This window comes from Streptomyces sp. NPDC028308, assembly GCF_055565855.1.
The window spans coordinates 959,858-981,794 of record NZ_JBVHTO010000001.1 but is presented as its reverse complement, the minus strand read 5'-3'; the positions used below and the strand labels follow the sequence as shown (position 1 = coordinate 981,794).

The window sequence follows — 21,937 nt, the reverse complement described above, 5'->3', positions numbered from 1 at the left end:
GAGGTCCCGGCGGAACTCCCGGGTCGAACGACACGCAACGTCCCCCTTGTCCCAGTACAGACGTCCGGTGTTGCCGGATCGTTCCCCGGTCGGCCGCGGTCCATGCCCCGGCACCCCGTACCCTTGGGTTTTGTGTTCCGTAGCCGTGCCAAGGAAGAGAAGGCCCCCGCCGTCAAGGCGCAGGTGACCGACTCCAAGCAGCCCCGCGACCCGCAGGCCCCCAAGGGTCGCCCCACGCCCAAGCGCAGTGAGGCACAGACCCAGCGCCGCAGCGTCGCCAACACTCCGACGTCGCGGAAGGAGGCGGCCAAGCGGCAGCGCGACGAGCGCCGGACCCAGCTGGAGAAGCAGCGTCAGGCGCTGGCGAGCGGCGACGAGCGTTTCCTGCCCGCGCGCGACAAGGGCCCGGTGCGCAAGTTCGCGCGTGACTTCGTCGACTCGCGGTTCTGCGTCGCCGAGTTCTTCCTGCCGATGGCCGTGGTCATCCTCGTGCTGAGCATGGTGCGGGTGGGATCGCTGCAGAACATCGCGCTGCTGCTGTGGCTCGTGGTGATCGCGATGATCGTGGTCGACTCGATCGGCATCGCGATCCGCCTCAAGAAGCAGCTCAACACGCGCTTCCCGGACGCGCCCAAGAAGGGCGCGGTCCCGTACGCGCTGATGCGCACCCTGCAGATGCGCCGGCTCCGGCTGCCGAAGCCGCAGGTCAAGCGCGGAGAGCGGCCCTGAGCGCGACGTCTTTCTCCGGGGGCGCGGCGGACGCCTGGCTGAGCAGGCTGGGCGGGCTGCGTGATGTCGTACGGCAGGAGCTGGTGGCCCGGCAGCTCGACGAGCAGATAGCCGGGCGGTTCCCGGTCGGGCAGCGGCTGCGGATCCTCGACGTCGGCATGGGCCAGGGCACGCAGGCGCTGCGGCTGGCCAGGGCCGGGCACCAGGTGACCGGCCTGGAGCAGGACGCGAGGATGCTGGGCGTCGCCCGGGAGGCGCTGGCCGCCGAGCCCGAGGGCATCCAGAGCCGCGTCCGGCTGATCGAGGGCGACGGCCGGGAGACCGGGGTCCACTTCCTGCCCGGCAGTTTCGACGTGGTGCTGTGCCACGGCGTGCTGATGTACGTCGAGGAGCCCGACGCCCTGCTCGCGGGCATGGCGCGGATGCTGGCCCCCGGCGGGCTGCTCTCTCTCCTCGTGCGGAACGCGGACGCGCTGGCCATGCGGCCGGGGCTGGCCGGTGACTGGACGGGTGCCCTCGGGGCGTTCGACACCGTCGCCTACCGCAACCGGCTCGGTCTCGACGTCCGCGCCGACCGGCTCGCCACCCTGACGGCGACCCTGTTGGGCATCGGGGCACCGCTGCACGCCTGGTACGGGGTGCGGGTCTTCACGGACACGGCGGCGGACGGGGCCGAGGTCCCCTCCGACGTGGACGCCCTGCTGGCTGTCGAGGAACGCGCCGGACGCACCGACCCCTACCGCCAGGTGGCGGCGCTGCTGCATCTGTGCGGAGTGCGCGGCTGAGCGGCCGTCCGGGCGGGGGAAACGCGGCTGTGACACCGCCTGTTCGGGTGTGCAGCGCGGGCTGAACCACCTCCCGAAAGGGACACTTCGGGCATGGATGCCTTCCGTGCCCGCACTCGTGCGCGCCTGTCCGCCGCCGTCGTCTGCTCCGCCGCCCTGCTCGCCGGCTGCTCCGCGGCGGCGCCCTCGGTCACGGAGCGCCGCGCGACGACGGAGCGGGCCGCCGCGCCCAGGGCCGCCGGTGACCTTCAGGACGACTACCAGCGGGTCATCAGGGACGTCCTGCCGTCGGTGGTGCAGATCCAGGCGCGCAACGACCTCGGCTCGGGGGTCGTGTACGACGACCAGGGGCACGTGGTGACCAACGCGCACGTGGTCGGGAACGAGAAGACGTTCCAGGTGACGACGGCCAACAGCGAGGACGTGCTGACCGCCCGGCTCGTCTACGCCTACCCGCAGCAGGACCTCGCCGTCATCAAGCTGGACAAGGTGCCGGACGGGGTGAAGGCGGCGACGATGGGCGACTCGTCGAAGGTCGCCGTGGGGCAGATCGTGCTCGCGATGGGCTCGCCGCTCGGCCTGTCCTCCAGCGTGACGCAGGGCATCGTGTCGGCGACCGGACGCACCGTCAGCGAGGGCGGCCCGGGCGGCGGGACCGGCGCGACGATCCCGAACATGGTGCAGACGTCGGCCGCGATCAATCCGGGCAACAGCGGGGGCGCGCTGGTGGACCTGGACGGCAAGGTCGTCGGCATCCCGACGCTGGCCGCGGCGGATCCCAACATGGGCGGCGGCGCGGCTCCCGGCATCGGGTTCGCCATCCCGGCGTCGATGGTGAGGACGGTCGCCGACCAGATCATCGAGGACGGCCGGGTCACCGATTCGGGACGGGCCGCGCTCGGCATCACGGGCCGCACGGTCGTGGACGACGGCTACCGGGCCGCGGGAGTCGCCGTGGTCGAGGTCCAGAGGCGCGGCGCGGCCGACCGGGCCGGCATCGAACCGGGCGACATCATCACGCGGTTCGGCAGGACGGACATCGGGACGATCACCTCGCTGACCGAGGCGCTGGCCGCCGAGAAGCCGGGCGACCGGGTCCCGGTGACCTACACGCGCAGCGGCGACGAGAAGACCGTCGACGTGACGCTGGGCGAGCAGTGAGCCGGCGGGACGGCCCCGGGCGGGCGGTGGTCCCGCTGACCCGCGCGGGACGGGCGGTGGGCGGTGCTGCCGAGAGCCGGGCCCCCGGCAGCACCGGGGAGCTACGCCTCCTCGGCGTGCAGGCTCATCGGCCCGTAGATCTCCGTGCTGTCCTCGAACAGCCGCACCTGGTCGGCACCTCCGTCCGCAAGGTCCTTCCAGTGCTCACCGATCCAGGACTCGGCGTCCCCCTGCGTGGTGAACTCCTCGGGCACGACCGCGGGCGGGACCTCCGCCCCGTCGGCCTTCTCGAACCGCCACGTCCATGCCGCCATGTACGCCTCCAAGGTATGAGCACACTGCACAGCGGGGGCCGGACAAGATCCAGCCCCTGCCCGAAGCCTAGCCGGACGCGCAAGACCTGCACCGACAGGCGAAAATCAGCTCCGTGGAACTGACTCTGCTCGGCACCGGTGCCCCCGCGGGCCTCCCCCGCCCCGACTGTCCCTGCGCCGCCTGCGCCACCGCGCTCGGCCCCGACGCGCGGGCGGCGACCGCGCTGCTGGTGGACGGGACCCTGCTCCTCGACCTCACCCCCGGTGCCGCGTTCGCCGCCGCCCGCGCCGGCCGCTCGCTGGGCGGCGTACGGCAGGTGCTGCTCTCGCATCCGCACAACGGGCCCGCGGTCGAGGTCCCGGCGGGGCTGCCGCAGCCCGGACGGGTGCCGGACGGGCGGGAGTTGGCGCTGCTGACCGGGCACCGGGTGCGGGCGGTGCCGCTGGACGCGCCCGGCACCGGGTACGCGGTGACGGGGCCCGACGGGCAGCGGCTGCTGTATCTGCCGCCGGGGGCCGCGCCGGCCGGGCTCGACGCGAACGGCGGGCCGTACGACATGGTCGTCGCCGACGTGACCGGGCGGCCGGACGCGCTGGCGAGGCTGCGGGCCGTGGGCGCCGTCGGGCCGACGAGCGACGTCGTCGCCGCGCACCTGGACCACGACGTGCCGCCGGGGGCCGAACTGCGCCGCCGGCTCGCCGCGGCCGGGGCGCGGGCGGTGCCGGACGGCACGACGCTGACCGTCGGCGTGTACGAGGACGTACCGGACGTGCCGCGGCGCACCCTCGTGGTGGGCGGCGCCCGTTCCGGCAAGTCGGTCGAGGCGGAGCGCCGGCTGGAGGCGTTCCCCGACGTGGTGTACGTGGCGACGGGCGGCACGCGCGCCGGGGACGGCGAGTGGGCCTCGCGGGTGCACGCGCACCGCGAGCGCCGCCCGGGGTCCTGGCGCACGGTCGAGACCTGCGACCTCGTGCCCCTGCTCGACCAGGACGGTCCCCCGCTGCTCGTCGACTGCCTGTCCCTGTGGCTGACGGACGCCATGGACGCGGTGGGCGCCTGGGACGACGCGGAGTGGGCGGGCGGCGGCGAACGGGCCCTGCGGCAGCGGACCGGCGAACTGACCGACGCCGTACGCCGCACGCGCCGGACCGTCGTCGCCGTCTCGAACGAGGTCGGGTCCGGCATCGTGCCGGCGACCGCCTCCGGCCGCCGCTACCGCGACGAGCTGGGGCGGCTGAACGCCGCCTTCGCGGCGGAGTGCGAGCACGTGCTGCTGGTGGTGGCGGGGCAGGCGCTGCCGCTGCGGCCCTGACGCCGGTTCACGCCCCGCGGCGGGCGATGATCCGGTACGCGTTCGAGAAGCGGGTGCGGCTGAACAGCGGGGCGAGGGCGTGGTCCAGGGCGGAGGCCGCGGCGAGCAGGGGGACGGTGGCCTTCATGAGGACCGCGCGGACGGCGCGCTGGAGTTCGGTGGGGGGCTTGGCCCGCCAGGGGGCGTCGACGTCGGGCAGCACACGGGCGAGCGCCAGCGCGAGGGCGCCCGTGAGGTCGTACGGGATGTGGGGTTCGCGGCGGTCGGTGGCGACGATCTCGCAGCCCAGGGACTCCAGTTCGGCCAGCAGGTTCGGCAGCGGCAGCAGGTGCAGGTGCTGCGGCTGGCCCGAGTTGACCCACCAGCGGCCCAGCAGGCTGCCGAACACACAGGCGGGGTCCGGGACTTCGACGAGGAGGTGGCCGCCGGGGCGCAGCGCGGCCAGCGCCGCGCGCAGTTCCCCGCGCGGGTCGGGGGTGTGCTCCAGGTGGTGGAACATGCTGACGACGTCGTAGCGGCCCCGCACCCGTGCGGCGATTCCCGGGTCGGTGAGACGGCCCAGGTGGGCCTCGTCGACGCGGCCTGCCGCATACGCCTTCTCGATCGCCACGCCGGCGTCGATGCCGTCGAAGGCGGTGTAGGGGTGCACCTGCCGGGCCGTCTCCGCGAAGTGGCCGTGCCCGGTGCCGACGTCCAGCCAGCTCTCCGGTTCCCCGAAGCGGAGCATCGCGCGGGCGGCGGCGCGGTGGCGTCTGCGGCTGCCGCGGGCGGCGAGGATCCGTTCCGCGAAGCCGTCGTGGCCCTCGTGGAAGTCGAGGTGGTAGAAGGCCAGTCCCTCCGCGGTGAGGCGGGGGTTCTGGAAGGCGTGGGCGCAGTCCCGGCACTCGTCGACGACGAAGGTGCCCGGCTGGTGCCGGCGCAGGTTGGGCGTCCGCAGCCGGGTGCGCAGCCGGGTCGAACCGCACCAGGGGCAGTCCTCCCGGCGCGGTTCGTGGAAGCGGTCGGTGCCCTGGGCGAGTTCGCTGAGGTATGCGGCTCGGCGCAGGGCGCTCGTCCGCGGGGTGGGGGTCATGAGCGGCTCCTGGACCCGGGAGGCAATTCGATGCAAACCGGAACGTATGGGATCCCGATCATGGGTGCAATGACGTGGCTCCGCCGTGTTCGATCGCGGCCGGTACTGTTCGGCGAATGAGCTCGCTTAATCTCGACGACTTCACCGATCTGATCGAGCGCCCCGACGGTGGTGTACGCCGTGACGCCGAGGCGCGCAGGGAGCGTCAGGCCGTGCCGCCCGGGTCGCTCGGCCGCCTCGACGAACTCGGCGAGTGGCTCGCGGCGGCGCAGTCGGCGGTGCCGGTGCGGCCCGTCGAGCGGCCTCGCGCGGTGCTGTTCGCGGGTGACCACGGGATCGCGGCGCTCGGCGTGTCGGCCCGGCCCGCGGGCACCGCCGACCGGCTCGTGCGCTCCCTCCTGGAGGGCGCAGGACCCGCCGCGATCCTGGCCCGGCGGCTCGGCGTGCCGGTGCGGGTGGTCGACATGTCCCTCGACTGCGACCCGGACGGGCTGCCGGACGAGGTCGTACGGCACCGGGTGCGGCGCGGGTCGGGGCGGATCGACGTCGAGGACGCGCTGACCCCCGAGGAGGCCGAGGCCGCGTTCCTGGCGGGCGTCGCCGTCGCCGACGAGGAGGCCGACTCCGGTACGGATCTCGTCGTCCTCGGCGATCTGAGCGTCGGCGGGACGACCGCGGCGGCGGTGCTCGTCGCCGCGCTGTGCGGGACCGACGCGTCCGTGGTCACCGGGCGGGGCGGGCAGCCCATCGACGACCTCGCGTGGATGCGCAAGTGCGCGGCGGTGCGGGACGCGTTGCGGCGGGCCCGGCCCGTGCTCGGGGACCAGCTCCAGCTGCTGGCCACGGTGGGCGGGGCCGACCTCGCCGCCATGACCGGGTTCCTGCTCCAGTGCGCGGTGCGCAAGACGCCCGTCATTCTCGACGGGGTGGTCTCCGCCGCGTGCGCCCTGGTCGGGCAGCGGGTCGCCTTCCGGGCGCCGGACTGGTGGCTGGCCGGACAGAGCAGCGGGGAGCCTGCGCAGGCGAAGGCTCTCGACCGGATGGCGCTAGAACCCCTGCTTGATCACGGGGTCACCGTGGGTGAGGGGGCGGGGGCGTTGCTGGCGTTGCCGTTGGTGCAGGCTGCTGCGGCCTTGGCTGCGGAGTTGCCCGAGGTGGGGCTCGGGTCCTCTCCTGAGGGTGGGGTGGGGGCGGGGGCGTAGGCGCCGGGTGCGGCGTCTCTCGCCCCCTGACGAGGGCTCACCTGGGGTTTGGTGCGACCTGACTTGGGCTGGGCGCGGCATTCCTCGCCCCTTGCGGGGCTGGACGTTGAGTTTCCTGTGCCGGTTCGTGGGGGCTGGGCGCGCCGTTCCTCGCGCCCCTGGCGGGGCCATCCGTTGCGATTTTCCGTGCGGGTGTGTGGGGGCTGGGCGCGCCGTTCCTCGCGCCCCTGACCGGGTCCCGTTGGGTTTTGTCTGCGGGTGTTTGGGGCTGGGCGCGCCGTTCCTCGCGCCCCTGGCGGGGCGACCCACAGCGTTTCTCGTGGGTGTGTGGGGGCCGGGGGCGTTGGTCCTCTTGGCCCCTGAGCGGGTGCGGTCCGGGGGGTTTGTGGGTGGCGGCGGGGTGTGGGGGGTGTGGGGACCTATCATCCCGGCTCATGGGAGATGTCCGAATTGCCACGGGTCGGGAGCGGGCTCCGGCCCGTCAGGGCGAGCGGGACCCCCGGCCCGCCGGCGTCCCGCGCCGGGCCGCCGCCTTCGCCGTCTGGTATCTGCGGGGTGTCGCGTTCGTCAACTTCCTGAGTGCCGGGTGGGTCTCCCTGGGGCAGGACGTGCGGCGGCACAACACGGAGAACTACTTCACGCCGTATCTGCTGACGGCGGGATTCGCCTCCGGTGTCTTCACGATGTTCCTCGCCCTCACCATGCGGCGCAGGAAGCGGGCCGCCTGGATCCTGAACCTGGTGCTCAGCGGCTCGTTCCTGCTGCTGTTCTCGTTCGCCATGACCTTCCCGGAGGTCCGGCGGTACCCGCAGAACTGGGTCTCGCTCGGCCTGACCGCGGCGTTCGTGGCATCGCTCGTCGTCGGCCGGCGCGAGTTCTACGCCAAGGGCGACCGGTCGAACCCGAGGCTGGCGGCGGCCGTGGGGGCCGGCGGGCTGCTGGTCACCTCGCTGCTCGCCGCGCTCCTGGTCACGGCCACCAACCAGGCGCCGGACGCCCGGATCTCGACGTTCACCGACCGCTGGCGCTACGGCACCCTGCGGCTCGTGTCCGTCGCCGCCGACGACGCCCGTTTCCCCGGGATCGAGACCCCCAACTGGGTCAACGTCGCCGTCAACGGGTTCAGCACGCTGCTGGTCCTCGCCGTCCTGTACGCGGCCTTCCGCTCCCGCCGCGCCGTCGACCCGCTCACCGAGGACGACGAGAAGCGGCTGCGCGCCCTGCTGGACCGGCACGGCGAGCGCGACTCGCTGGGCTACTTCGCCCTGCGCCGCGAGAAGAGCGTGGTGTGGTCGCCGACCGGCAAGGCGGCGGTGGCGTACCGCGTCGTGGGCGGGGTGTCGCTGGCGAGCGGTGACCCGGTCGGCGACCCCGAGGCGTGGCCCGGCGCCATCGAGCCGTGGCTGGCCGAGGCGCGGGCGCACGGCTGGATCCCGGCGGTGATGGGCGCGAGCGAGGAGGCCGGGACGATCTACGCGCGGCACGGCCTGGACGCGCTGGAGCTGGGGGACGAAGCACTCGTGGAGATCGCCGAGTTCACGCTGGAGGGACGTGCCATGCGCACCGTCCGGCAGGCCTTCAACCGGATCAGGCGGGCCGGGTACACGGTCCGCATCCGGCGGCACGAGGACATCCCCGCCGATGAGCTGGCGTATCTGCTGCGGCGGGCGGACGACTGGCGGGACGGCGCCACCGAGCGGGGCTTCTCGATGGCGCTCGGGCGGCTCGGCGACCCCGAGGACGGGCGCTGCGTGATGCTCGAATGCACCGACCGGGACGGCGAGTTGAGGGCCCTGCTGTCCTTCGTGCCGTGGGGGCCGCACGGGCTGTCGCTGGACCTGATGCGCCGGGACCGGGACTCCGACAACGGGCTGATGGAGTTCATGGTGATCGAACTCCTGCGCAGGGCCCGGGAGATCGGGATCGCCCAGGTCTCCCTCAACTTCGCAATGTTCCGGTCCGTCTTCGAGCGGGGCGCCCGCCTCGGCGCGGGACCGGTGCTGCGGCTGTGGCGCTCGCTGCTCAGCTTCTTCTCCCGCTGGTGGCAGATCGAGTCGCTGTACCGCGCCAACGCCAAGTACCGGCCGATCTGGGAGCCCCGTTTCCTGCTCTTCGAGAAGAGCGCGGACCTGCTGCGGATCGGGGTCGCGGCGGCGCGCGCCGAGGGGTTCCTGGAGGCGCCGGGGCTGCCGAAGTGGCTGCACCGCAAGCATCTGCAGACGCACCGCTGAGCACGGTGGCCCGTCGGCGGCCGGTCAGTCGCCGCCCGGCAGGGAGCGGACCGGCTCGGGGTCGGGCTTGCCGCCGATCAGGTCCTGGAGCCGGCGCCGGGGCTTCGCCCAGCGCCGGTCGTGGTGGTAGGCGCGCAGGCTGGAGCGGGCGCGGGCGCGGGGCCGCCGGCGGTAGAAGCGCCGGGCCCACGGGGAGCCGGGGCGGGCCAGGCGGATCGCGCCGACCAGGGCCACCACGGGGACGATCACCCCGAAGATCGCCGTGCGGGCCTTGCCCTTGCTGAGGGCGAGCAGCGCGAAGAGGAAGTTCACCGCGACGCTGATGATGACGCCGCCGCGGTCCTGGAGCTCCCGGTTGGTGAGGTCGTTGACGCCGAACGGCAGGAACCCGCTGAGCACGAGGCCGACCAGGGCGGCGGTGACCACCACGACCTCGACGCTCTTGCGTCCGGCCTCGGTCCAGTAGACGTCGTCCAGGTGCAGGATCAGCGCGAACTCGTCGAGGACGAGGCCCGCCCCCATGCCGAAGACCACGGCGAACGCGCCCGCGCCGAAGCCGTGCCGGCCACTGGCCACCGCGCCGAAGCCGCCGATCACGGTCAGCACGACACCGGGGACGACGTGGTGGATGTGCAGGTCGCCCGCCTTGACGTTGCCGAACGGCCCCTTGCCCGCCCTGATCATCCGGACGACGACACGGGTGATCACGAAGGTCAGCACGAAGGAGGCGAGCGCCAGCAGCAGGGGCAGCTTGCCCGGCTCGACGATGTTGCGATACACCCAATGACCCATATGCGAACTTTATCCATGGCCGCCGTCCTCGCTCCTCCGGTCGGCGGATAACCTGCGCCGGTGCCCAGGACCCCCCTTCCCGACAGCCTCCGCTTCGCCTTCGGCACCCTGACGGTGCTGCCCGTCCGGGTGACCCGCTGGGACCGCGACGCCGCGCGCGGCGGGATGCTGTGCGCGCCCGCGGCCGGGCTGGTGGTCGGGCTGGGCGCCGCCGCGGCCGGCGTGCTGCTGCTGGCGCTGGGCGCGGGTCCCCTGACGGCCGCCGTGGCCTCCGCCGCCGTACCGGCCGCGCTCACCCGGGGACTGCACCTCGACGGGCTCGCCGACACGGCGGACGGGCTGGGCAGCGGGAAGCCCGCCGAGGACGCGCTGCGGATCATGAAGCAGTCGGACATCGGCCCGTTCGGGGTGATCACCCTGCTGTTCGTGCTGCTCGGCCAGGTGGCCGCCCTCGCGCAGGCGTACGGCGACTCGTGGGGGCGCGGGGCGTGCGCGGCCGTCGTCTCGGCACTCGCCGCCCGGCTCGCCCTGACGCTGGCCGCCCGCGCCGGGGTGCCGCCGGCCCGCCCCGAGGGGCTGGGCGCGGCGGTCGCGGGCGTGGTCCCGGTGCGCGGGGCGCTGCTCGTGGCGGCGCTCGTCCTGGGCGTGGCGGCGGCCACGGGGGCGCTCTTCGGGACGTACGGGCCCGTGCGCGGCCCGCTCGCGGTCCTCGCCGCCTGTGCCGCCGCCGAACTGCTGCTGCGTCACTGCGTCCGCCGGTTCGGAGGCGTCACCGGCGACGTCTTCGGCGGGCTGGCGGAGACGGCGGCGACGACCGCGCTGGTCGTGCTGTCGCTGGGCTGAGAGCGGGGCCTGTCGGGGGGCGGACGCCTGGACCTCAGTCGGCCGCCTCCAGCCCGTGGGGCAGCGTCCCCCACGGATGGTCTCCGGCGCCGGGCACCGCGCAGTGCAGGTCGGCGCCGCGGGCCCGGGCCAGCGCGTCGAACCCGGCGCCGGGCGGCACCCCGTGGACCAGGTGGCACAGCTTCGCCCCGGCGCCGTCCCACGGTGCCGGGCGCAGCGCGCGGTACGTCTGCCAGGTGCCCTCGAAGGTGACGAGGACGTCCGCGACACGGGCGTACGAGGGATGCGGGAGCGTGCCGTGGTTGAGGACAAGGGTGCGGCAGCCGGCGCCCCAGGCGGCCGCCGCGAGGCCCCGGTAGTACCCGAGCTCCCCCGGACCGGAGGCGGCCTGGTCGAGGAAGGCGCCGTCGACGCCGTACCAGTCGCGGTGCCGGTCCAGGTCGGCGACGACGTCGGCGTGCGGGCGGCGCCCGTAGTCCGTGTCGGCGTACCCCAGCACCCGCACGTCCGCGGCGCGCAGCCCGGCGGCGACCTCGGCGAAACCGGGGTCGGGGCGCTCGCCGGGTCCGCTGGCCGGGTTGAGGACGACGCTGTGCAGGCGAGGCGCCGCGGCGATGAGCGCCCGCCACTCCGCGGGCCGGACGGCAGGGTGCTCGTAGTAGGGCACGAGAAGCGTGCCCCGCGGGTCGGAGGCGGTCATCGGTGCGCCGTCGCCCTCCCGAGCAGCCCGCAGACCAGGCCGGTCAGCACGGTCGCCGCGACGCCGTGCACTAGGAGCGCCGCGCGGTCCGGTCCGACGGCCCCGGTGGCCAGGGCGGCGGTCTGGGCGAGGGCCGCGGCGCAGCAGACCGCGGCGGCGCTCACCACGGCACCGAAGGACTGCAGCAGCAGCCCGGTCCACAGCACCACGCCGAGCAGCAGGAGCCCGGCGAGGCGGGTGCCGCCGGTGCCGGGCGCGTGCGGCCACAGCGCGGAGGCGGCGACGCCGAGCACGAGCAGCGCCGCGAGGTAGCCGCTGAGGCAGCGGACCAGCGTGAGGGCGGTGGTCCGGCGGAAGTCCCTCGCCGTGCCGCTGGAGCGCAGCCCGGCGAGGCCGCCGCTGCGGAACCGGAAGAGCAGCCACTCGGCCGGGCCCATGCTGAGCGTCAGGGCCACCGCGGCGGGCGCGGCGGCCGCGGTGTGCGCGCCGGCCAGGACGTCGCCGAGCCCGGCGTACAGGACGAGGACGCCGGTGCCGAGTCCGAAGAGGGCGTACGGCAGCGATCCGGCGAGCGGAGGCGCGGGGGTACGCACGCCGGGCGCACCCGCGTCGCCGTACGCCCCGAACGGCAGCAGCGCCGCGAGCCCGGCGGCCCACCCGCCCCCGCCGGGCCGGTGCACGGCGGGGGCCACCTCGCGAAGGGCGAGCAGGGCGACCGCCGCCAGCGAGACCAGGAGCAGCACCGCCCGGACCGCGCCGGGGACGGGGTGGGCGAGGTCCACCAGGGCGCCGGCGGCCATCGGCAGCAGGGCGGCGGTCAGGGCCCGTTCCCGGCCCATCACCAGGAGCACGGTGGCCGCGCCCAGGTAGCAGGACTGGCCGGCGGCGAATACGACGGCGCCCGCGTCGGCGGAGTCCGCCGCGGCCAGGGCGACCAGGGAGCCGAGCACCGCCCCGGCGGGCGCGCCGGCGAGCAGCGAGCGCCGGGCGGCGGCGCGGTCGCCGAGGCCCAGCCAGAGGTAGGCCCGGTGGGCGAGCCCCTGGTTCCAGGTCCAGCCGCACAGCGCTCCGGCGAGGAGCGGCACGGTGCCGGCCGGGAGGCCGAGGCGGTCGTGGGGCCCGGCGAGGAGCGGCGCGCCGAGGACGTAGCCGAGACCCGGCAGCGCGAACACGACTCCGCGCAGGAGGCAGCCGAGCAGACCCTCCTGCCATGGGTCGTGGACCGGGCCGGCCGGTTCGGGATGGCTGCGCTCGACGCGCTCGAAGAGCTCCTCGGCGAGCGCGAAGGAGTTGCGGCAGCCGTAGCGCTCACGGATCTGGTCGTCCGACATTCCGTCGGACTCCAGGAGGGCGGCTATCTCGTCCGGGTGGACGGCGGCCGCCACGAACTCGCCCAGGCGCTCGGCGAGTTCGTCGACGGGGTCGGGGTGCGGCCGGCCGGGCGAGCGGCGCTGGCGCGGCACGTGCGGGAGGACGTCCTCGTAGGTCCCGGGCGGCATGCGGAGGGAACCGCTCACCAGTCGGCTCCGTCCGTGGCGACGGCCTGGTACCAGGGGTCGCGCAGTTCGAGGGTCCAGTCGGCGACGGTCTCGACGGTCGGCTCGTAGACCTCGGGCAGGCCCGCGAGTTCCTGGTAGATCGTGCGGAAGGCGTCGACGGAGCGGCGCAGGGTGAAGCGGTCGATGACCCGCTGGCGCGACAACCGGCCCAGTTCCAGGCGTCGTTCGTCGTCGCGGAGCAGGGTCAGCGCGGCGGCGGCCATCTTCTCCGGCTCGCGCGGCGGCACCACGAGCCCGGTGTCGCCGACGGCCTCGCGCACCCCGCCGACGTCGGTGGAGACCGTCGTACGGCCGCAGGACATGGCCTCGATGATCGAGAAGGGGAAGCCCTCGGAGATGGAGGAGAGCATCACCACGTGACCGGCCGCGTAGGCTCGCCACACCTCGGTGATACGGCCCTCGAAGGTCAGGCCGTCCCTGACGCCGAGTTCGGCGGCGAGCTTCTCCAGCCGGGTCAGGTACGCCTCCCCGCCGGGCGGCACCGGTCCGAACAGCCGCAGCCGGGTCTCGGGGAGCTCGGCGCGCACCATGCCGTAGGCGCGCAGCAGCGTCTCCAGGTCCTTGATCGGGTCGACGCGGCCGCACCAGGTGAGGGTCGGCACCTCGGGCTCGGGTCCCGCGTGCGGGAAGGCGTGCGGGTCGACGCCGTTGTAGACGGTGCGGATCCGGTCGGCGTCGGCGCCGCCCCGTTCCTCCCAGCGCCGGTTGTACTGGTTGCAGGGCGTGATCAGGTCGGCGGCGCGGTAGCCGAAGGAGTTGAGCGCGCGGTAGAAGCCGAGCATGAACGCCTTGACGGGCCAGCGCTGTTCGGCGCTGCGGTAGCCGAGGTAGCGCTCGCGCAGGTAGATGCCGTGCTCGGTGAGCAGGAACGGAACCCCGTCGAGGTGGCGGGCGGCCAGTGCGGGCAGAGTGGCCAGACCGCTGCTGACGGCGTGGGCCACGGATTCCTCGGGGACGCGTACGCCGAGCGGGCGCAGCGCGTGTTCCAGGAGGTCGGTGGCGGTCAGCGCGTCGTGCACGGTGGGCCGGGCCGTGGCGGTGGGCAGGTGCGGCATCGTCCATATCCACATCAGCGAGCGCAGCGCGCTCTCGGAGCGCAGGGCCGCCGAGAGCCGTCCGTCGCGGGCGAGGACGGCCAGTTCGCACAGCGCCTGGCCGAAGTCGCCCTGGGCGTCGGGGTCGAGGAAGGAGAGCAGGAGGCGCTCGTAGGTGTCGGTGAAGCGGCGGAGGGCCCCTCCCCGGGGTGCCCGGCCGCGTCCCGGGCGCGGGCCCCAGGTCGGTACCGTCGTGTGGCGGCTGATGTTGGGCGGCAGTTCCCAGGTCACGGGCTCGCGGCCGCTGCCGGTGAGCGAGACGACGTGGAAGTCGACCTCGGGCATGCCCTTGACGAGCTGGTCGCACCAGGTGCTGACGCCGCCGTGGACGTGCGGATAGGTGCCTTCGGTGAGCATGGTGACATGACGGCCTGTGCGCATCGTGCGCGTTCCCCCCTGTGGTGTGGTGCCTTCGGGGGCACCCCGGGCCCCCGGTCATGCGGCGGGCGTGCGTCCCGGCCGGTCGGACCGGGGCGCACGCCGCGCCGTCGTGCTGCTGGGCCTAGGGCAGCGTCAGCCTGAGGGCGGTCTGCAGCGCCTCGGGCGTGGTCCAGGCCGAGCGCCTGCCCGCGTACGGCGTCCCGAACACGCTGGTGCCGAGGAGCAGTTGCTTCCTGGTGCCCTCGGGCGCGGTCACCGGGATCTGGGTCCCGGACGGGGCGCTCACGGTGACGGTCTTGCCGACGCGGTACGCGGTGACCTTGCCGTTCGCGACGGCGGTCCGCCAGTCGGCGCGGCGCTTGAGCTCGGCGCCGATCGCGCTCTGCCGGGGGTTCTCCAGCGGGGTGTTGTCGGCGTACAGCGCCCGGTAACCGGCGAGCACCTTGTCCAGGACCGGGTACAGCAGCCGGTCCTCGGCCAGGTTGGACTGGTGCACGTAGTGCGGTCGCGGGTCGTTGCCGATGGCGTGCCCGAGGGCGGTGCGCGCCTCCTGCGGGACGATGTACGACGCGTAGCCGGTGGCCGTGTCGAGGGGCTCCGGCATGCAGGTGGACGTGGGGTTGTCCTCGCAGACGCCGCTGCCGCCGTCTGCCTTCGACGTGTAGATCCAGTTGTACTCGTCGGCCATCTCGGCGCCGGTGCCCACGTTGTAGTACACGTTCATCGGGTGGCGGGGCACGGTCAGCGCGCCGCCCACCGGGCGCTGCTCGGGCTCGCGGGAGTTGTCCGAGCCCGTCCACTTGACGCCGTTGTCGGAGAGCGCGCCGGCCAGGTTCGGGTTGTCGGCGGGCTGCTGCGGCAGCGTCTTGAGGCCCGAGTGCTCGCCGGTCACCAGCTCGGTGCGGTCCAGCGGCAGGCCCTTGGCGACGCCCCAGGAGTGGTTGTCGCGGATCTGCGCCGAGATGTCGGAGCGGCTCATGTACCGGGTCGAGCCGTCCGCGTTCCGGGCGCACGTCCACGGCACCGTGGTGGTGTCCTGCACGCAGCCGAGGAAGGCGTGGGTGTAGGTGTGGTTGATCCAGCGGTACTTGGCCTTGTCCGCGAGCAGCTTGTCGGTGAGGGCGTCCGTGCCGCCGTTCTCGCTCTTCCACTCCTCGCCGGAGCCGGCGTTGTAGACCATGTCGAGCGTGAAGCCGCTGGACTGCTGCCACTGGGCGGCGTAGGCGGCGTCGGCCGCCGTCATCCGGACCGGGGTGGTGGTCTCCTGTCCGTCGCCGCCGACGCAGTCGAGGTCGCCCGGGGTGCAGTTGCGCTCGGTGTCCCAGCGGGCGTCGGGCGCGAAGACGTCGTCGACGTGCACCGCGAAGGAGTTGCGGCTGCGGCCGAGGTGGATGCCCTGGGTCAGCCATTCGACGATGCCGCGGGCGAGGACGCGGAACTGCTGTTGGTACTGGTTGTAGGCGAAGGTCACCACGAGTTCGCGGCGGCCGTCGTGGGCGTACTCGCCGACGAGGCTGGCGCGTCCAGTGCCCTCCGGCACGGCCGCGTCGACGTAGCTGGTGAAGCCGGCCCGGGGCTTCGCCAGGAAGCCGTAACTCTCGGGTGTACTCGGGGAGTTGTCCTCGAAGGTGAGCGGGCCGTCCAGGTAGCCGAACGGGCCCGACCGGCCCGCCGTGGTGACGGCCGCCTCCCGGCCGTCGAGGCTCCCGCTGTAGCCGCCGTCGCTGGTGTATTCGAGGCCGACCTCCGGGTGGGCCCAGGTGTAGGCGTCGACCTGCGGGATGCCGTACGTCTTCTCGTACGCCTCCAGGGCGGTCTGCTCGGCCGAACCGGCTCCGAACGGCGCCTCGTTGGGGAGCACCACCCCCTGGTACCGGGCGCGCGGCGCGCCGCCGGCCGTGTCGCTCAGGAAGGCCGCGTCGATCGTCGGGCGGCCCGGGTCGTTCAGGTCCACCGTGGTGTACGGGACGCCGGTGCTCTTCAGCTCGGCGGCGATGGCCTGGACGGGGCTGTCGCCGTTGTCCACGAGCAGGACCTTCAGGTCGATGCGCGGCTCGGCCGCCGCCGAGGCTCCGGGCGCCGCCCCCAGGCCCGTCGCCAGCAGACCGGCGGCCGCCAGGGCCGCCGTCGTGTTTCTCCATCTGGGCGCACTTCGCGCCATGTTCGTCCTCCCCCAGAAAAAGATCCTCATGTGCTCGCTCCGAGGAGGATCCGTGGAAATGATGCAAAGCGGCGGGTCGGCCACTCGCCGGAACCCGACGAGTGTGTCCCAGGTCACCAGCATCGGGGGCGGCAAGCGGCCACGACGCCACCGAGGAGTGAACGCCCGCAGAAATGAGCGAACGCCCGGCCCGCGCGTAGGCTCGACCCCGGTACCACCGGGCCCGGTCCGAGCGGCCGCCCCCCACCGATCTAGGGTCTGTTGCACAGGCCCGGTCGACCCACCCCCGCTCGACCGTCCACATTTCAACGGAAGCGAGATTTCACCACCGTGACTGCTCTCACTCTCAGCACCTCCGCGGCGTCCGGCCTCCGCGCCGACGCCATCGTGGTCGGTGTCGCGAAGGGCGCCCAGGGCCCGGTCGTCGCCCCGGGCGCCGAGGCCGTGGACAAGGCGTACGACGGCAGGCTCGCCGACGTCCTGCAGACCCTCGGCGCCTCGGGTGCCGAGGGCGAGGTGACGAAGCTGCCCGCGCCGTCCGGCTTCAAGGCCCCCGTGGTGGTCGCGGTCGGCCTGGGCGCCCTGCCGGAGAAGGACGAGGCCCACACCGCCGAGTCCCTGCGCCGCGCCGCCGGTGCCGCCGCCCGCGCGCTGGCCGGCAGCAAGAAGGCCGCCTTCGCGCTGCCGCTGGCCGACCCGGCCGACGCCGGCGCCGTCGGCGAGGGCGCGCTCCTCGGCGCGTACTCCTTCGACGCCTACAAGGAGAACGGCTCCGCCAAGGGCGGCAAGGCCGCGGGCAACGGCAAGGCGCCGCTGGCCGAGATCGTGCTGCTCGGCGCCAAGCCCCGTGACAAGGCGTACAAGGCCGCCGTCGAGCGCGCCGTCGCCGTCACGGAGGAGCTCAACCGCGCCCGCGACCTGATCAACACCCCGCCGAACGACCTGACCCCGGAGGCCTTCGCGGCCGTCGCGCAGGCCGCGGCCAAGGAGCACGGCATCAAGGTGCAGGTGCTCGACGAGAAGGCCCTGGCCAAGGGCGGCTACGGCGGCATCCTCGGCGTCGGCGCCGGTTCCGCCGCCGCTCCCCGCCTGGTCAAGCTCTCGTACACCAGCTCCAAGGCGAAGAAGCACCTCGCCCTGGTCGGCAAGGGCATCACGTACGACTCGGGCGGCATCTCCCTGAAGCCGGCCGGCCACAACGAGACGATGAAGTGCGACATGAGCGGTGCCGCGGCGGTCTTCGCCGCCGTCGTCGCCGCCGCGCGCCTCGGCCTGGAGGTGAACGTCACTGGCTGGCTGGCGCTCGCCGAGAACATGCCCTCGGGCTCCGCGACCCGTCCCGGCGACGTGCTGCGCATGTACAGCGGCAAGACCGTCGAGGTCCTCAACACGGACGCCGAGGGCCGCCTGGTCCTCGCCGACGCCCTGTGGAAGGCCTCTGAGGAGAAGCCCGACGCGATCGTCGACGTGGCGACCCTGACCGGCGCCATGGTGCTGGCCCTCGGCAACCGCACGTTCGGCGTGATGGCCAACGACGACGCGTTCCGCACCGCGATCGTGGAGGCCGCGGAGGAGGTCGGCGAGGACTCCTGGCCGATGCCGCTCCCCGCCCACCTGCGCAAGGGCATGGACTCCCCCACCGCCGACATCGCCAACATGGGCGAGCGCATGGGCGGCGGCCTGGTGGCCGGCCTGTTCCTCCAGGAGTTCGTGGGCGAGGGCATCACCTGGGCGCACCTGGACATCGCCGGCCCCGCCTTCAACGAGCAGGGCCCCTTCGGCTACACCCCCAAGGGCGGCACCGGCTCCGCGGTCCGCACGCTGGTCCGCCTCGCCGAGCTGACGGCGGCGGGCGACCTGGGCTGAGGCCCGTACGACCGCGCCCCGGGCCGTGCGGCCCGGGGCGTGGTCGTCCGTCCGGGCGTAGGGTGATCGCGCCCTCGACGAAATCCGCACATTCGTGCGCAGTCCCACCCCCCGCACGTGATGGAACAGACGTCCCACACCCCGGCCCGGCGTCCCGCCTCCGTCCGACAAGTGCGAAGATGGGTTCTCGGCAGGACAGGGCCCCCACCACAGGGCCGACCAAGAGCGGCCGGACACCAGCCGCCGCCCGGTCACTGGAGACCGGCGTACGGCGCACATGCATGGAGGACGTGACGTGGCGAACGACGCCAGCACCGTTTTCGACCTAGTGATCCTCGGCGGCGGTAGCGGCGGTTACGCCGCGGCCCTGCGCGGGGCGCAGCTGGGCCTGGACGTCGCCCTGATCGAGAAGGGCAAGGTCGGCGGCACCTGCCTGCACAACGGATGCATCCCCACCAAGGCTCTGCTGCACGCCGGTGAGATCGCCGACCAGGCCCGCGAGAGCGAGCAGTTCGGTGTGAAGGCCACCTTCGAGGGCATCGACATGGCGGCCGTCCACAAGTACAAGGACGACGTGATCTCGGGCCTCTACAAGGGTCTGCAGGGTCTCGTCGCCTCCCGCAAGGTGACGTACATCGAGGGCGAGGGGCGTCTTTCCTCCCCCACCTCCGTCGACGTCAACGGCCAGCGCGTCCAGGGCCGCCACGTGCTGCTCGCGACCGGCTCCGTGCCGAAGTCGCTGCCGGGCCTGGAGATCGACGGCAACCGCATCATCTCCTCGGACCACGCGCTGGTGCTGGACCGCGTCCCGCAGTCGGCGATCGTGCTGGGCGGCGGCGTCATCGGCGTCGAGTTCGCCTCGGCGTGGAAGTCCTTCGGCGCCGACGTGACGGTCATCGAGGGCCTCAAGCACCTCGTCCCGGTCGAGGACGAGAACTCCTCCAAGCTTCTCGAGCGCGCGTTCCGCAAGCGCGGCATCAAGTTCAACCTGGGCACCTTCTTCTCGAAGGCCGAGTACACCCAGAACGGCGTCAAGGTCACCCTGGCCGACGGCAAGGAGTTCGAGGCCGAGATCCTCCTCGTCGCCGTCGGACGCGGCCCGGTCTCGCAGGGCCTCGGCTACGAGGAGCAGGGCGTCGCGATGGACCGCGGCTACGTCCTGGTCGACGAGTACATGCGCACGAACGTGCCGACCATCTCCGCCGTCGGCGACCTGGTCCCGACGCTCCAGCTCGCGCACGTCGGCTTCGCCGAGGGCATCCTGGTGGCGGAGCGTCTGGCCGGTCTGAAGACCGTTCCGATCGACTACGACGGCGTGCCGCGGGTGACGTACTGCCACCCCGAGGTCGCCTCCGTGGGCATCACCGAGGCCAAGGCCAAGGAGATCTACGGTGCGGACAAGGTCGTCGCCCTGAAGTACAACCTCGCCGGCAACGGCAAGAGCAAGATCCTCAAGACCGCGGGCGAGATCAAGCTCGTCCAGGTCAAGGACGGTGCCGTGGTCGGCGTCCACATGGTCGGCGACCGTATGGGCGAGCAGGTCGGCGAAGCCCAGCTGATCTACAACTGGGAAGCGCTGCCCGCCGAGGTCGCCCAGCTGATCCACGCCCACCCGACGCAGAGCGAGGCGCTCGGCGAGGCCCACCTGGCCCTCGCGGGCAAGCCGCTGCACTCCCACGACTGATCAGCCGACCCAGGCCGATCCGTCACTGCGTCGCACCCGGGCGCGACGACCACAGACTTCCGCACATTCGTAAGGAGCAACAGAAACCATGCCGGTTTCCGTAACCCTTCCGGCGCTCGGCGAGAGCGTCACCGAGGGCACCGTCACCCGCTGGCTGAAGGCCGAGGGCGAGCGCGTCGAGGCCGACGAGCCGCTGCTGGAGGTGTCGACCGACAAGGTCGACACCGAGATCCCCTCGCCCGCCGCCGGTGTGCTCGCCTCCATCAAGGTCGCCGAGGACGAGACGGTCGAGGTCGGCGCCGAGCTGGCCGTCATCGACGACGGCACGGGCGCGCCCGCCGCCGCCGCTCCGGCCGCCGAGCCCGAGCCCGAGGCCGCCCCCGAGCCCGAGGCCGCCCCCGAGCCGGCCCCGCAGGCCACCCCGTCCACCGAGCAGGCCGCCCCGGCGCCCGCCCCGACCGCCGAGGCCGCCACCGGCGGTGCCGGCGCCGAGGGCACCGACGTGGTCCTGCCCGCGCTGGGCGAGTCGGTCACCGAGGGCACCGTCACCCGCTGGCTGAAGGAGGTCGGCGAGGAGGTCTCCGAGGACGAGCCCCTCCTCGAGGTCTCCACCGACAAGGTCGACACCGAGATCCCCTCGCCCGCCTCCGGCGTGCTCCTGGAGATCGTGGTCGGCGAGGACGAGACCGCCGAGGTCGGCGCCAAGCTCGCCGTCATCGGCGCGCCCGGCGCCACCCCGGCCGCGGCCCCCGCCGAGGCCCCCGCGGCCCCGGCCGCCGAGCCCACCCCGGCCCCGGCGCCCGCCGCCGCGGCTCCGGCTCCGGCTCCGGCCCAGCCCGCCCCCGCCGCGCCCGCGCCGGCCCCGGCCGCCCCGCAGGCGCCGTCGGCCCCCGCGCCGCAGCAGCAGACCACCCCCGCGCCCGACCCGGCGCCGGCGGCTCCCGCCCCGGCCCCGGCTCCCGTCACCCCGGCCCCGGCACCCGCCGCGACCTCCGGTGACGAGGGCGCGTACGTGACCCCGCTGGTGCGCAAGCTCGCCGCCGAGAACAGCGTCGACCTGTCCTCCGTCAAGGGCACCGGCGTCGGCGGCCGCATCCGCAAGCAGGACGTCATCGCCGCCGCCGAGGCCGCGAAGGCCGCCGCCCCGGCTCCGGCCGCGGCCGCCGCCCCCGCCGGCCGGAAGGCTCCCGCGCTGGAGGCCTCCCCGCTGCGCGGCCAGACCGTGAAGATGCCCCGCATCCGCAAGGTCATCGGCGACAACATGGTCAAGGCCCTGCACGAGCAGGCCCAGCTGTCCTCGGTCGTCGAGGTCGACGTCACCCGCCTGATGCGCCTGCGCAACCAGGCCAAGGACTCCTTCGCCGCCCGCGAGGGCGTCAAGCTGTCCCCGATGCCGTTCTTCGTCAAGGCCGCGGCCCAGGCGCTGAAGGCCCACCCGGCCGTCAACGCCCGGATCAACGTGGACGAGGGCACCATCACCTACTTCGACACCGAGAGCATCGGTATCGCGGTGGACTCCGAGAAGGGCCTGATGACCCCGGTCATCAAGCACGCGGGCGACCTCAACATCGCCGGTATCGCCAAGGCCACCGCCGAGCTGGCGGGCAAGGTCCGGGCGAACAAGATCACCCCGGACGAGCTGTCCGGCGCGACCTTCACCATCAGCAACACCGGCTCGCGCGGCGCGCTCTTCGACACGATCATCGTGCCGCCGAACCAGGTCGCCATCCTGGGCATCGGCGCCACCGTCAAGCGCCCGGCCGTCATCGAGACCGCCGAGGGCACCGTCATCGGCATCCGCGACATGACGTACCTGACGCTCTCCTACGACCACCGTCTGGTGGACGGCGCCGACGCCGCCCGCTACCTGACCGCGGTCAAGGCCATCCTGGAGGCGGGCGAGTTCGAGGTCGAGCTCGGCCTGTAGTCCGCATCCGCTTGTACGGCGCCCCCGTCCGGAGCTCTCCGGGCGGGGGCGCCGTGTGCTGCCGCCCCGTGGTCCCGGGACCGCGCCCAACGCGCGGGGCGGACCGCCGGTCACCGCGTGTAA

Annotated in this window: 17 protein-coding genes; 10 read left to right on the top strand and 7 right to left on the bottom strand. The window is 73.8% G+C overall.

Going from position 1 to position 21,937, the window contains the following annotated elements; translation table 11 throughout:
• Nucleotides 1-102: 102 nt before the first annotated feature.
• From ACZ4VA_RS04145 to ACZ4VA_RS04135, 3 genes are all read left to right on the top strand, one after another.
• Nucleotides 103-729, top strand: a complete 627-nt coding sequence (locus ACZ4VA_RS04145) for a DUF3043 domain-containing protein (protein ID WP_355790150.1) — start codon at nucleotides 103-105, stop codon at nucleotides 727-729.
• 83 nt (nucleotides 730-812) lie between these two features.
• Complete coding sequence (locus ACZ4VA_RS04140) at nucleotides 813-1,514, top strand: class I SAM-dependent methyltransferase (protein ID WP_355790147.1); 702 nt, start codon at nucleotides 813-815, stop codon at nucleotides 1,512-1,514.
• 93 nt (nucleotides 1,515-1,607) lie between these two features.
• Nucleotides 1,608-2,675 (top strand): S1C family serine protease, encoded by a 1,068-nt coding sequence (locus ACZ4VA_RS04135; RefSeq protein ID WP_355790144.1) that lies wholly within the window; start codon nucleotides 1,608-1,610, stop codon nucleotides 2,673-2,675.
• Nucleotides 2,676-2,776: 101 nt separating this feature from the next.
• Here the strand turns inward: ACZ4VA_RS04135 and ACZ4VA_RS04130 are convergent, their stop codons facing one another.
• Nucleotides 2,777-2,989 (bottom strand): hypothetical protein, encoded by a 213-nt coding sequence (locus tag ACZ4VA_RS04130; protein WP_355790142.1) that lies wholly within the window; start codon nucleotides 2,987-2,989, stop codon nucleotides 2,777-2,779.
• 113 nt (nucleotides 2,990-3,102) lie between these two features.
• Here ACZ4VA_RS04130 and ACZ4VA_RS04125 point away from each other — a divergent pair, with 113 nt between their 5' ends.
• Complete coding sequence (locus tag ACZ4VA_RS04125; protein ID WP_468079587.1) at nucleotides 3,103-4,302, top strand: bifunctional adenosylcobinamide kinase/adenosylcobinamide-phosphate guanylyltransferase; 1,200 nt, start codon at nucleotides 3,103-3,105, stop codon at nucleotides 4,300-4,302.
• Between the two features lie 7 nt (nucleotides 4,303-4,309).
• On the opposite strand, the gene ACZ4VA_RS04120 is transcribed toward ACZ4VA_RS04125, so the two are convergent.
• Nucleotides 4,310-5,374, bottom strand: coding sequence for a class I SAM-dependent methyltransferase (locus tag ACZ4VA_RS04120; protein WP_355792455.1), 1,065 nt, complete (start codon nucleotides 5,372-5,374; stop codon nucleotides 4,310-4,312).
• Nucleotides 5,375-5,490: 116 nt separating this feature from the next.
• Between ACZ4VA_RS04120 and cobT the strand changes: the two genes are divergently transcribed.
• The gene (gene cobT / locus ACZ4VA_RS04115) at nucleotides 5,491-6,576 is read left to right on the top strand and encodes a nicotinate-nucleotide--dimethylbenzimidazole phosphoribosyltransferase (protein WP_356167294.1); all 1,086 of its coding nucleotides are present in this window, start codon (nucleotides 5,491-5,493) and stop codon (nucleotides 6,574-6,576) included.
• A 434-nt stretch (nucleotides 6,577-7,010) separates the two neighbouring features.
• Nucleotides 7,011-8,807 carry a phosphatidylglycerol lysyltransferase domain-containing protein gene (locus tag ACZ4VA_RS04110; protein WP_468079584.1) on the top strand — a complete coding sequence of 599 codons (1,797 nt, stop codon included), beginning with the start codon at nucleotides 7,011-7,013 and terminating at the stop codon, nucleotides 8,805-8,807.
• A gap of 24 nt (nucleotides 8,808-8,831) precedes the next feature.
• Here the strand turns inward: ACZ4VA_RS04110 and ACZ4VA_RS04105 are convergent, their stop codons facing one another.
• On the bottom strand, nucleotides 8,832-9,599 hold the full coding sequence (locus ACZ4VA_RS04105; RefSeq protein WP_356167300.1) for a hypothetical protein: 768 nt from the start codon (nucleotides 9,597-9,599) through the stop codon (nucleotides 8,832-8,834).
• 60 nt (nucleotides 9,600-9,659) lie between these two features.
• Here ACZ4VA_RS04105 and ACZ4VA_RS04100 point away from each other — a divergent pair, with 60 nt between their 5' ends.
• Nucleotides 9,660-10,442: an adenosylcobinamide-GDP ribazoletransferase gene (locus ACZ4VA_RS04100; RefSeq protein ID WP_468079582.1), complete on the top strand. Its 783-nt coding sequence runs from the start codon at nucleotides 9,660-9,662 to the stop codon at nucleotides 10,440-10,442.
• Nucleotides 10,443-10,476: 34 nt separating this feature from the next.
• Here ACZ4VA_RS04100 and ACZ4VA_RS04095 read toward each other — a convergent pair whose 3' ends face one another.
• The 4 genes from ACZ4VA_RS04095 to ACZ4VA_RS04080 all read right to left on the bottom strand — a co-directional run bounded on the left by ACZ4VA_RS04095 (nucleotide 10,477) and on the right by ACZ4VA_RS04080 (nucleotide 16,337).
• The gene (locus tag ACZ4VA_RS04095; RefSeq protein WP_468079580.1) at nucleotides 10,477-11,142 is read right to left on the bottom strand and encodes a spherulation-specific family 4 protein; all 666 of its coding nucleotides are present in this window, start codon (nucleotides 11,140-11,142) and stop codon (nucleotides 10,477-10,479) included.
• Complete coding sequence (locus ACZ4VA_RS04090; RefSeq protein ID WP_468079578.1) at nucleotides 11,139-12,659, bottom strand: hypothetical protein; 1,521 nt, start codon at nucleotides 12,657-12,659, stop codon at nucleotides 11,139-11,141. The genes ACZ4VA_RS04095 and ACZ4VA_RS04090 overlap by 4 nt, the downstream gene beginning before the upstream one ends.
• Nucleotides 12,656-14,176, bottom strand: a complete 1,521-nt coding sequence (pelF, locus tag ACZ4VA_RS04085; RefSeq protein WP_356167312.1) for a GT4 family glycosyltransferase PelF — start codon at nucleotides 14,174-14,176, stop codon at nucleotides 12,656-12,658. Before pelF ends, ACZ4VA_RS04090 begins: the two co-directional genes overlap by 4 nt.
• Nucleotides 14,177-14,297: 121 nt before the next feature.
• Entirely contained in the window at nucleotides 14,298-16,337 is a 2,040-nt protein-coding gene (locus tag ACZ4VA_RS04080; RefSeq protein WP_468079576.1) for a hypothetical protein, read from the bottom strand.
• A gap of 330 nt (nucleotides 16,338-16,667) precedes the next feature.
• On the opposite strand from ACZ4VA_RS04080, the gene ACZ4VA_RS04075 reads away from it, so the two are divergent.
• From ACZ4VA_RS04075 to sucB, 3 genes are all read left to right on the top strand, one after another.
• Nucleotides 16,668-18,203: a leucyl aminopeptidase gene (locus tag ACZ4VA_RS04075; protein ID WP_356167318.1), complete on the top strand. Its 1,536-nt coding sequence runs from the start codon at nucleotides 16,668-16,670 to the stop codon at nucleotides 18,201-18,203.
• A 295-nt stretch (nucleotides 18,204-18,498) separates the two neighbouring features.
• Nucleotides 18,499-19,887 (top strand): dihydrolipoyl dehydrogenase, encoded by a 1,389-nt coding sequence (lpdA, locus tag ACZ4VA_RS04070; RefSeq protein WP_355789508.1) that lies wholly within the window; start codon nucleotides 18,499-18,501, stop codon nucleotides 19,885-19,887.
• A gap of 88 nt (nucleotides 19,888-19,975) precedes the next feature.
• On the top strand, nucleotides 19,976-21,814 hold the full coding sequence (gene sucB, locus ACZ4VA_RS04065) for a 2-oxoglutarate dehydrogenase, E2 component, dihydrolipoamide succinyltransferase (protein ID WP_468079573.1): 1,839 nt from the start codon (nucleotides 19,976-19,978) through the stop codon (nucleotides 21,812-21,814).
• Nucleotides 21,815-21,937: the final 123 nt, after the last annotated feature.

What these genes read in the sequence shown, in the direction of transcription:
- ACZ4VA_RS04105 (WP_356167300.1), bottom strand. Translation starts at nt 9,599, where the DNA reads ATGGGTCATTGGGTGTATCGCAACATCGTCGAGCCGGGCAAGCTGCCC.
- ACZ4VA_RS04145 (WP_355790150.1), top strand. Translation starts at nt 103, where the DNA reads ATGCCCCGGCACCCCGTACCCTTGGGTTTTGTGTTCCGTAGCCGTGCC.
- ACZ4VA_RS04120 (WP_355792455.1), bottom strand. Translation starts at nt 5,374, where the DNA reads ATGACCCCCACCCCGCGGACGAGCGCCCTGCGCCGAGCCGCATACCTC.
- ACZ4VA_RS04080 (WP_468079576.1), bottom strand. Translation starts at nt 16,337, where the DNA reads ATGGCGCGAAGTGCGCCCAGATGGAGAAACACGACGGCGGCCCTGGCG.
- ACZ4VA_RS04095 (WP_468079580.1), bottom strand. Translation starts at nt 11,142, where the DNA reads ATGACCGCCTCCGACCCGCGGGGCACGCTTCTCGTGCCCTACTACGAG.
- cobT (WP_356167294.1), top strand. Translation starts at nt 5,491, where the DNA reads ATGAGCTCGCTTAATCTCGACGACTTCACCGATCTGATCGAGCGCCCC.
- pelF (WP_356167312.1), bottom strand. Translation starts at nt 14,176, where the DNA reads ATGCGCACAGGCCGTCATGTCACCATGCTCACCGAAGGCACCTATCCG.
- ACZ4VA_RS04135 (WP_355790144.1), top strand. Translation starts at nt 1,608, where the DNA reads ATGGATGCCTTCCGTGCCCGCACTCGTGCGCGCCTGTCCGCCGCCGTC.
- sucB (WP_468079573.1), top strand. Translation starts at nt 19,976, where the DNA reads ATGCCGGTTTCCGTAACCCTTCCGGCGCTCGGCGAGAGCGTCACCGAG.
- ACZ4VA_RS04110 (WP_468079584.1), top strand. Translation starts at nt 7,011, where the DNA reads ATGGGAGATGTCCGAATTGCCACGGGTCGGGAGCGGGCTCCGGCCCGT.
- ACZ4VA_RS04130 (WP_355790142.1), bottom strand. Translation starts at nt 2,989, where the DNA reads ATGGCGGCATGGACGTGGCGGTTCGAGAAGGCCGACGGGGCGGAGGTC.